The organism is Saccharopolyspora sp. NPDC050389 (assembly GCF_040655595.1).
Lineage (GTDB): Bacteria > Actinomycetota > Actinomycetes > Mycobacteriales > Pseudonocardiaceae > Saccharopolyspora.
The window spans coordinates 1-9,964 of the sequence record NZ_JBFAKG010000179.1; the positions used below are offsets into that span (position 1 = coordinate 1).

The 9,964-nt window shown below is 68.6% G+C and carries 9 protein-coding genes and 2 pseudogenes; 2 read left to right on the plus strand and 9 right to left on the minus strand.

Going from position 1 to position 9,964, the window contains the following annotated elements:
* The 4 genes and pseudogenes from AB0I53_RS48570 to AB0I53_RS48585 all read right to left on the minus strand — a co-directional run.
* A pseudogene (locus tag AB0I53_RS48570) lies at positions 1-794 on the minus strand (Fe-S oxidoreductase); the annotation flags it as partial.
* A gap of 120 nt (positions 795-914) precedes the next feature.
* A pseudogene (locus AB0I53_RS48575) lies at positions 915-1,481 on the minus strand (electron transfer flavoprotein subunit alpha/FixB family protein); the annotation flags it as partial.
* Positions 1,482-1,691: 210 nt separating this feature from the next.
* Entirely contained in the window at positions 1,692-2,855 is a 1,164-nt protein-coding gene (locus AB0I53_RS48580; protein WP_358617761.1) for an acyl-CoA dehydrogenase family protein, read from the minus strand.
* 177 nt (positions 2,856-3,032) lie between these two features.
* Positions 3,033-3,506 (minus strand): MaoC family dehydratase, encoded by a 474-nt coding sequence (locus AB0I53_RS48585; protein ID WP_358617764.1) that lies wholly within the window; start codon positions 3,504-3,506, stop codon positions 3,033-3,035.
* Between the two features lie 406 nt (positions 3,507-3,912).
* On the opposite strand from AB0I53_RS48585, the gene AB0I53_RS48590 reads away from it, so the two are divergent.
* Entirely contained in the window at positions 3,913-4,398 is a 486-nt protein-coding gene (locus tag AB0I53_RS48590; protein ID WP_358617766.1) for a GntR family transcriptional regulator, read from the plus strand.
* A 256-nt stretch (positions 4,399-4,654) separates the two neighbouring features.
* On the opposite strand, the gene AB0I53_RS48595 is transcribed toward AB0I53_RS48590, so the two are convergent.
* The gene (locus AB0I53_RS48595; RefSeq protein WP_358617769.1) at positions 4,655-5,476 is read right to left on the minus strand and encodes an acyl-CoA thioesterase domain-containing protein; all 822 of its coding nucleotides are present in this window, start codon (positions 5,474-5,476) and stop codon (positions 4,655-4,657) included.
* 107 nt (positions 5,477-5,583) lie between these two features.
* On the opposite strand from AB0I53_RS48595, the gene AB0I53_RS48600 reads away from it, so the two are divergent.
* Entirely contained in the window at positions 5,584-5,766 is a 183-nt protein-coding gene (locus AB0I53_RS48600; RefSeq protein ID WP_358617771.1) for a hypothetical protein, read from the plus strand.
* 485 nt (positions 5,767-6,251) lie between these two features.
* Here AB0I53_RS48600 and AB0I53_RS48605 read toward each other — a convergent pair whose 3' ends face one another.
* The 4 genes from AB0I53_RS48605 to AB0I53_RS48620 are packed head-to-tail and all read right to left on the minus strand — an operon-like array spanning position 6,252 to position 9,388.
* Positions 6,252-7,091, minus strand: coding sequence for an ABC transporter ATP-binding protein (locus tag AB0I53_RS48605; RefSeq protein WP_358617774.1), 840 nt, complete (start codon positions 7,089-7,091; stop codon positions 6,252-6,254).
* Positions 7,092-7,096: 5 nt separating this feature from the next.
* Entirely contained in the window at positions 7,097-7,498 is a 402-nt protein-coding gene (locus tag AB0I53_RS48610; RefSeq protein ID WP_358617776.1) for a GntR family transcriptional regulator, read from the minus strand.
* A 55-nt stretch (positions 7,499-7,553) separates the two neighbouring features.
* On the minus strand, positions 7,554-8,516 hold the full coding sequence (locus AB0I53_RS48615) for an ABC transporter permease subunit (protein WP_358617779.1): 963 nt from the start codon (positions 8,514-8,516) through the stop codon (positions 7,554-7,556).
* Positions 8,513-9,388: an ABC transporter ATP-binding protein gene (locus tag AB0I53_RS48620; RefSeq protein WP_358617781.1), complete on the minus strand. Its 876-nt coding sequence runs from the start codon at positions 9,386-9,388 to the stop codon at positions 8,513-8,515. Before AB0I53_RS48620 ends, AB0I53_RS48615 begins: the two co-directional genes overlap by 4 nt.
* Positions 9,389-9,964 lie beyond the last annotated feature (576 nt).

Here is a 9,964-nt window from a genome sequence, read left to right on the forward strand (position 1 = left end):
CCACCCGACATCATCGGCTTCACCGCACCCAGCGCGACATCACCATCAGCCTCACGCTTGAAGTAGATGTTGAAAAACGCGCTGAACCGATGCCACGCCACACCCATCGTGATGTTCGAAGCGACCACGATCACCCAGATCATCGCCGACAGGATCTTGAACGCCGCGAAGATCGACACGGCTGCGGTTGAGGCGGGCAGGACGCTGCCCAGGGCGTGGGTGACCGGCGCCGCCCACACCGGGACCTCGAACAGGCCGGTGGCCTGCTTGAACGCCCGCAATCCCATGATCCCGACGCCTTCGAGGACCACCACGGCCTCGACGAAGTAGGCCTGCTCGAAGTTCGAGCCCTGGAACCGCGACACCCGCCCCGCGCGGCGCGGGTGGTTGGCCTGCCGCACCCCGATCAGCCACAACCCACCGAGGATCGTGGCCACGCCGAGGAACTCCACGACGAGGTTCCACACCGACCACGTGCCGATCAGCGGCAGGTGGAACGACGGCTGGAACACCTCGGAATAGGCCTCCAGCACCGTCAGGCTCAGCCCGCCGAACCCGGCCATCACCAGCCAGTGCGCCACACCCACGTGCCCCCACTTCAGCATCCGGGTGTGGCCCAGGACCTCCCTGACCACGTTCCCGAACCTGGCCCCGAACGGGCCCTTTCGGGACGGGTCGGGTTGTCCGAGCCGGATGGACGACACCATCCGTCGGACGGTCCTGACGACCAGCACCACCGCGACCAACGTCACGGCGAGGCAGATCAGGCCCAGGACGAGCTGCAGGGCACCCATGCTCGCGGCCCTTCTCATTGCGGTTTGGTCGGTTGCACAGCGGAAAGCGGACGGTGACCGAAGCCTGATCGGTCCTTTTCGGACGGTGGTGCCGGGCGGAGCCGGTGGCCGACTTCCCGGTCAGCTCTTGCGTGTGGCGATGTCGTCGGTGAGTTGGGGTGCGACGGTGAACAGGTCGCCCACGACGCCGAAGTCGGCGATCTCGAAGATCGGGGCCTCGGGGTCCTTGTTCACCGCGACGATCGTCTTCGACGTCTGCATACCCGCCCGGTGCTGAATCGCACCAGAGATGCCCAGGGCGACGTACAGCTGCGGGGACACGGTCTTACCGGTCTGGCCGACCTGGAACTGGTGCGGGTAATACCCCGAGTCCACCGCCGCACGCGAGGCACCCACCGCAGCACCCAGGCTGTCAGCGAGCTTCTCCACGACATCGAAAGACTCGGCCGAACCGACACCACGACCACCGGAAACCACGATGCTGGCTTCGGTGAGCTCCGGGCGGTCCCCGGCCTCGGCGGGCTGCCGGCCGGTGATCTTCGCACCCGTAGCGGCCGGAACCTCCACGGACTCCACCGCCGCGGCACCCGCAGCCTGCTCGGGCTCGATCGCGCCCGGCAGCACGGTGATCACCGGCGTGCCCTTGGTGACCTTGGCCTTGGCGTCGTAGGTGCCACCGAACAACGAGTGCAACGACAACATTCATTTCCAGTAACGCCTTTCTGCGCCAATTCCCCTTGCTGTTCCGGTGACGGCAGCTGCTCGTGGTCCGTTCATGGCCGAGATGCCCGCGGCGCGGCGGGCGTCATAGGGGTGCGTGACGCCTTCGCGCAGGAACGGCCCCCACTGCTGCCGCAGCCACGCGGATCGAGCCATTCCTGCGGTCGACGCCGGCAATCAGTAGGCCCGGGGCAGCCCGAGCACCTTCGAGGAGACGTAGTTGAGCACCATCTCCTGCGAGAACGGTGCGTTGCGCAGCAGGCGGACCTCCCGCCACAACCGCTCCACGTGGTACTCCTTGGCGTAGGCGTAACCACCGTGCGTCGACAGCGCGCGGTCGCACACCTCGAATCCCGCCTCGGCGCCGAGGAACTTCGCCGCGGCCGATTCGGGGCCGCAGGGCTGGTCCGCGTCGAACAACTCGGCCGCCTTCATCGCCATCAGCTCGGCGGCTTCCAGCCGGATCCACGAGTCGGCGAGCGGGTGCACGACCGCCTGGTTCTTGCCGATCGGGCGGTCGAAGACGACCCGGTCGTTGGCGTACTTCGTGGCCAGTTCCAGCGCGGCCCGGCCGAGACCGATGCCCTCCATCCCGACCACGGCGCGCTCCGGGTTGAGGCCGTCGATCAGGTAGTAGAAGCCCTTGTCCACCTCGCCGACGACCTCGTCGTCGCTGACCTCGAGGTTGTCGATGAACAGCTCGTTGGAGTCGATCGAGGCCCGGCCCAGCTTCTCGATCTCCCGGACCGTGATCCGGTCCCGGTTCAGGTCGGTGAAGAACAGGGTCATGCCGTGCAGCGGCTTGTCCTCGCGGCGGGGCGAAGTGCGGGCCAGCAGCAGGATCTTGTGCGCGTTCTGCGCGTTGGTGATCCACACCTTCTGACCGTTGACCAGCCAGCCGCCGTCGATCTTCTCGGCCCTGGTCGTGATCCGGGAGGTGTCCACGCCCGCGGTCGGCTCGGTGACGCCGAACGCCATCAGGATCTCGCCCTTCGCGAGCTTGGGCAGCCACTCCCGCTTCATCTTCTCCGAGCCGTGCTTGAGGATCGGGGCCGGCGGGAAGACGTAGAAGTGGACCGCCGAGCCGCCGCTCATCCCCGCACCGGATGCGGCGATCTCCGACATCATGACGGCGGATTCGGCCAGGCCCAGCCCGATCCCGCCGTACTCCTCCGGGATCATCGCGCCCAGCCAGCCACCATCGGCGAAGGCCTTGACGAACTCCCAGGGATACTCGTGCTTGCGGTCCTTCTCCAGCCAGTACTCGTAGTCGAACTTCCGCGCGAGCTCGCGTGTCGCCTTGCGCGCGACCTCGACGTTGCTCTCTTCGGTGGAGGTCATCATTCTCCTTCTGCAATTTCCCTGGAATGGAATCTCGCCGAGCGGCGCGGTCGGACCGAGCGACGACGAGTCATCCGGCGAGGTGCCGACCGCGGATCGCGCGAGGCACGGCCTTGCCGCGGGCGGTGCCGGGCGGGCGGTTCCCGCGTGATCGACTCCGCCCGGCACACCGTGGACTCAGGAAGCGGCGGATCCCTCGGCAGCGGAGCGCTTGAGCATCAACCCGGCGCGGTCCGCCGTGCAGACGATCTCGTCGCGCTGGTTGATGCCGTAGTGCCGGAACTGCACGATCCCGGAGTCGTTCCGGCTCTTGGATTCCCGCTTGCTCACGATCTCGGTGCGCATGTGGATCGTGTCGCCGTGGAACACCGGCTTCGGGAACTTGATCTCGCCGAAGCCGAGGTTGCCCAGGGTCGTGCCCTGCGTCGTGTCCGGCACCGTGATGCCCGAGACCAGTCCGAGAATGAACAGGCTGTTGACCAGCCGCTGCCCGTAGATGCTGTTCTTGCTGTACTCGGCGTCCAGGTGCAGGGGCGCCAGGTTCAGCGTCAGCGTGCTGAACAGCACGTTGTCGGCCTCGGTGACCGTGCGCCGCGTCGTGTGCTCGATCACGGCACCGGGTTCGAACTCCTCGAAGTAAAGACCGGGCATGGCGGACGTCCTTTGCGTTCGTGGGGGCCTGGTGGCCGGAGCCGCCGAGGAAATCGAGCGGCGCCGAGCGCGCGGCGCGGGCCCGGGTGCGCGGACGTCCGGATTCGGCGAGTTCGCCGCTCCGGCCTGTCGGGGTACGTCCGCAACTACAACCCTGACGCGCCGTGCACAATATATAATGTTTAATTTAGGGGCACTAGTCAGTCAAGGCATGCCCCGGGCGAGCCGATACGCCGACGCCGACCGCCTGCCCATCGACCGCACGACACCTTCGCCCCGCCGGTCGAGCAGGGCCCGCCACCTGGCCCCACTGCGCCCGGATGCGAAGTCGACCGAAGAAGCAGGCACGACATCCCCACTAAATTATATATAATACGTCACAAACCTGGGGAAGGTGAAGTGAGCGATGGCGAAAGACGCAGCTCCGGTCCGCGACCGCACCCCCATGCGGAAACAGCTGTCCGAAGAGGTGGCGAGCTACGTCCGCGAGCTGATCGCCTCGGGCGACGTGCGGCCGGGCGAGTTCCTGCGCATGGAGCCCATCGCCGAAGCCATCGGCGTCAGCACCACCCCGGTCCGCGAGGGCCTGCTCTCCCTGCGCAGCGAGGGCTTCATCCGCCTGGTGCCCCGTCGCGGCTTCGTCGTCGCGCACTTCTCCCGGCAGGACGTGCGCGACCTGTTCTGGGGCCAGGCCCAGCTGGCCGGCGAGCCGGCGGCCCGGGCGGCCAAGAAGATCACTCCCGATCGCCTGGACGAGCTCGACGCGATCGTCGAGCAGCACGCGAAGGCCATCGCGGTCGGGGCCGAGGACCGCATCGCCGCGCTCGGCCACGCCTTCCACCGCAACGGCGGCCCGGAAGCCCGCGCCACTCTGGAGACCACAGTCCAGTGACCGCGAGCGAACCCCGACGCTCGCGGAGTGCCGCGGTGGGCCGTCCGACGGCCACCGCCTGACGACGGCCACTCGGTCCCCCTGCTCCACCGAGCAGGGGGACCGAGCCGTTTCCGGAGTCCTATTGCTCGTTCGCTCCCGGCTGCCGGTGGGCCAGGCAGCTCCGGAGAATCCACATCGGACAGACCTCGCCTCGACCGCGCCCGGCGTTACGTCGATGCCACCGGAACCTACGACTCGCCCTCGTCGAGGCGCCTCACATGCCGACCTTCCGGGGATCGACGGCGTTGGCGTTGTTGGCCAGCGTCGACAGCAGAACCGTTCCGAGCGGGCCCTCCCGGTCGAAGAGGGTCGTGGCGGCCGTGGAAATGCCGTCGTTCTCGGACCTGCGCTCGGCGGCGATCCCGATCCCGTCGACCGTGTCGGGAAGCCGCGTCAGCACGAGCGTCACGTCGGCGTTGATGAACTCCAGGCCGTGGCTTCCCCAGTTCGCGACCAGGTTGGACGCGTCCGCGATGGCCGCCGCGTGCTGAAACGGAGTCGGCGTTTCACCGGCGACGATCGGGGACGGCAAATGCCAAGCCATCTTCCGAGCCGAGTTCTGATGCGGGGCAGCCGTGTCGGTCCAGCCGATTCCCTCGCTGTAGTACACAGTCGGCTCCTCAGTGGCCGGGAGCAGCTCCGGATCCGGCACGCTATGCCCGGGCGGCCCGGCCCACGCCTCACCATCCACCTTCCCACCGGTCACGAGGAACAGCGCACTGCTGCGCGCGACCGTCTCACCGTCCTGGACGAACGCGGCGTCGATGAGCCGCAGCCGCCGACCACGACGAACCACGCTCACCTCGGTCGTGCTGGGAACCATCGCCGCAGGCCGGAACAGATCCAGCGTCCAACGCACCGGACGGAACCCGGCGGCGTCGTCCAGCGCGCTCGCCGCGTCCTCCACGGCCCGCGCCAGAGCGCCGCTGACCGCGGTGCCGCGGAGCTGACCGCGGCCGCCCCAATGGCTGCCGGCCCGCGACTCCGGCATCAGAACCTCGCGGCCCGCATGTGTTTCCGCCCGGAAGTAAGTCATCAGCGTGTTCTCACCCTCGCCTCGCGCCACTCCCGATGCCGGGCGGCCGTCCTGAGAGGTTCGTCGACATCGACGAGCAGTTGCATCGTCGACCAGCACTATATATTATGCCTCATTCGCTGTGGCTCGGTGTCGTGCCGGCCGACCGTCCGGCGCGCAGTCGCGCCCCTGAGCTCGGCGCCGAGCTGGAGCGGGGATTCCACGACCTGTGCGCCGACGCGAAGGCCGCACTCGGCATCGCACGCGGTGAAGCCGGTGCTGGGGCTGCTCTGGAACGCCGTGCTGGGTGAAACGCCGCGATGCGCGGAAGAAGGCACCGCGTCGCCGGCGCGGCAGGTGGAACTGCTCGAACTCCTAGGCCGGATCCGGAGCATCGAGGATTCGACCGGGTCCTGGTCTCCCGGATCGAGAACTCGGCCTGGAGGCTGCACACGATGTGCGTCGTCCACGAACCGCGGTGGGCCGACGAGATCGTGGCCGCCGGGAAGGCCAGCCCACCACAGCTCGACGACGGGATCATCGAGGCCGACGTCGCCAACCGGGCCAAGCCGTGCCTGATCTTCGACGCGCAGAACAGCGACCGGGTTCTCCGACCGGCTCGGGCGCAAGCGGCTCTACCTCGGCGGGGTGGCCGTCACCGGCGCGTTCGCCTTTCCGTTCTTCTTGCTGCTGGACACCCGGAGCACCGTGCTGATCTGGGCCGCCATGATCGTCGGGCCGTCCATCGGCAGCACGGCCGGGCGCTCAGAACAGGAACGCCCGGCCGGCGCGGTGATCAGCGACGTCCCTGCCGAGCCCGCAGGTAGTCCGTCACGAGCCTTTCGAGCTCCGGCCGCTGCCCCTCCCAGCCCGCCGCGAGCGAGCCGGGGGTGCGCACGAGCGAGCGCCGCTGCCGGCCCGTTCGCCTCGTGTGGATCACCGTGCCGGTGACCGAGGATCCGTCGTCGGCCGGGCCGATGACGTCGAGGTGGTCGTCGAGGATCTCCTCGACATCACCGTTGAGCAGCACCTGCCCGGCGTGCAGCAGCATGAGGTGATCGCACACGTCGCGTAGTTCGCCGAGCAAGTGCGAGGACAGCACGACCGTCATCCCGCGCTCGGCGACATCGGTCATCACCAGCCGGAGGAAGTCCTCCCGGGCGAGCGGATCGAGATCCGACATCGGCTCGTCGAGCAGCAGCAGCTTCGGCAGCCGGCCGAGGCTGAGCGCGAGCGCGAGCTGGGTGCGCATGCCTTGCGACAACGAACTGACGCGGCTGCTGCGATCCATCTCCGGGTGCGCGGCCAGGGCCTCCTCCACCCGCTCCGGCGACCACCGCTGGTTCACGGCGCCCACCATCCGGATCATCTCCGCGATGGTGAAGTCCTTGTACAGCGGGCGGTGCTGCGGCAGATACGCCGCGTCCGGGTGCAGGCGGCCGCGCACCTCGTCACCGAACACCCGCACCTGCCCGGCCGACGGCCGGATCAGCCCGGCCGCCAGCCCGAGAAACGTGCTCTTGCCCCCGCCGTTCGCGCCGACCAGCCCGATCACCTTTCCCTCGGGCAGTTCGACGGTGCAGTCCCGGAGCGCCGGTTTCCGGCCGTAGCTCTTGGACAACCCGGTGGTGCTCAAGGCGCTCATGATGCGTTCGGCCCCTCAACGTAGAAATGCTCGTCTCGGACGGCAGCGTAGAGCGCGTCGACGGCCTCCACGACGAGACCACCGCTCTTCGCGCGGCTCATCCAGTCCTCCAGATCGCGCCGCAACGGCGCTTCGACGGCGGTCAGCTCGCTCGCCAGCGAACGCGTCACGAAGGTTCCCACCCCGCGCCGGGCCTCGACCAGTCCGTCGCGTTCGAGTTCGCGGTACGCCTTGAGCACCGTGTTCGGATTGACCGCCGTCGCCTCCACCACCTCACGCGCAGTGGGCAGCCGATCACCGGGCCCCAGCAGGCCCAGCCGCATGGCCTGTGTGACCTGCTGGATGATCTGGACGTACGTGGAGACCCCGGAACGACGGTCGATCCGGAACTCGATCATACGGCCCAGCATAATCCTCCCCGCTCAGCCGAGCGCGGAACCCGGCGCCGCCGGATCAGTGCTGCCGTTGCAGCGTCCACGCGGTTCCCACCAGCAGCAAGACCGCGGCGAGGCCGAACACGGCGAACTCGGCCAGCTGCAGACCCGGCGCCGCGGACGGGTAGATCACGTCGGCGAAGGTTCCGGTCAGCCCCTTCTCCGCGTAGCAGGCACCAAAGTCCGCACCAATCGGGCAGGAGGTCACGTCCGACGACTCAGGGCGCAGGAGCTGCCCGCCCTTGCCGAGGAAGCCGGAGTCCAGCACCATGGCCCCGGGCTCACTGGGCGTCGCGCTGATCATCGGGTCGGACGTGGTGAGGCGCTGCACCGGCAAGAAGTTCGGGGCGACGTTGGTCACCACGACGCGCAGTACGACCAGCGTGCCGAGCGTGGTGGACAAGGCCATCAGCGAACGCCGCATGACCGCGCCCAGCAGCGCACCCAGGGCGAAGCTGAACAGCAGGTGCACGACCGCCATCGGCCCGGTGGTGTCGAAGCTCAGCCACTGGAACGGGCCGCTCCGCAACGGGCCCAGCAGCCCGGCGGCCGCCACCCACCGGGCGACGAGCAACTGGAGCACCACCACCACGACGGCGGACGGCAGCAGCAGCACCGCCACCTTGGTGATCATCCAGCGGAGCCGGCTGACGGACTGGGTGAAGGCGAGCACGTGGGTGCCGTGCTCGATCTCCCGGGCGAACAACGGCGCGGCGAAGAACGCACCCAGCAGCACCGGGAGCGCGAAGACCATCCCCTGTCCGACCTTGATCAGATCGAACCATTCCTTCTGGAACTCCACCCGCGTCTGCGCGCAGTCGGGGGTCTTCTCGCGGATCGACAGGCACGCCTGCAGGCCGTACTCCTCGATGTCACCGGTCATGCTGGCATGCAGCACCAGCACGGTCGCACTACCGAGCAGCAGCAGGGCTGCCAGGGTAATCAGCTGTGCGCGATGTTGCCGCCAGGCCACCCAGATCACGCCGCCACCTCCGCGTTGTCGTCGTTGTTGCGCATGTAGGCCAGCGCGATGTCGTTGAGCCGGGGCGCGTGCTCGCGCCACCCGGATGCTGTCACCGGCCCGCGCCGCTTGGTGATCAGGACCTGCTCCTGCCCGGAGTGCACGCTGTCGACGACGTCGCCCGGCGCAACGGGCAGCTGTCCGGCTCCCCGCAGAACGCGGTGCCCCGCCACGAGATCGGCGACCGGCCCGTCCAACCGCACCCGGCCGTTGCCCAGCAGCACCAGGTGGTCGCAGACCGCTTCGAGCTCTTCCAGCACGTGCGAGGACAGCAGGATCCCGATGCCGTGCTGCCGCGATTCCTCCTGCAGCGTGCGCAGAGTCGCCTGCCGGGCCAGCGGGTCCAGCTCGGCCAGGGGCTCATCGAGCATCAGCAGACCGGGGCGCTTGCCCAGCGCCAGCACGAGCGCCACCCTGGTGCGCTGCCCGCCGGAGAGCTTGCCGACCTTGGCGTCGAACGGCACCTCCGCCGAGCGGACGAGCTGCTCCGCGTACGCCTGGTCCCAGCGGGTGTTCATCCGCGCGGCGAAGCGCAGCGTCTCCGACACGGTCAGGCCGGCGTAGAGCGGCTTCTGCTGGGTCACGTAGGCCACTTCCTCAGGCGCACCGGTTCCGCTGGGCCGCCGCCCGAACACCTCGATGTCGCCCTCAGTCGGCTTGAGCAGACCGGCGGTCAGACCCATCAGAGTGCTCTTGCCCGCCCCGTTGTGGCCGACCAGCGCGACCACCCGGTTCGGGGGCAACGACAGCGAACAACCGCGCAGCGCCCACCCGCGGCGATATCTCTTGGCCAGCTGGTGCGTCCGCACCGCGGGCACCTCTCCTGCACTCATGATCACCCTTCCTGGTCAAATGACCATTTCACCAGTTATCTAGTGAAACAGTACACCAGGCGGGAGCGCGTCGTTCGCCGGACGGCCGAATCCCCGACCGGTCCCCGCGGAGCGGAAGCGGCAATCCCCTTCGCCACCAGCGGGATCGACGTCCGTGGAGGAAAACCCTCCGTCGCGCGCACCGGCGGACACGGCTGCCGGACGGCCCCAGAATCGTTGTGTGGCCGGGACGCCTCCCCCCAGCGTCCCGGCCACTTCACGCCCGGATCACCGAGCAGCGGGCGGGTCGAACCGGTAACCGACGCCCCACACCGCCATCAGCATCCCGGGGCGCGACGGATCGTCCTTTCCCCTTCGGCTCGCTCGGTCAACCCGACGACATCGCCGAGATGGTGTGCGCTGCTCTCCGACCGCTCGCCCTACACCACCGGCGGCTCGTTCGTCGTCGACGGCGGCTACATGGCGGGCTGAGCGGGAAGTCCTGAGTCCGCAATGGAATTCCTCGAGAAAGGCGGCGGGGCGCCATCCGGATTCGGCTGGTCAGGTGGCGCACCGCGGCCTTGGAGGAGTTGTAGG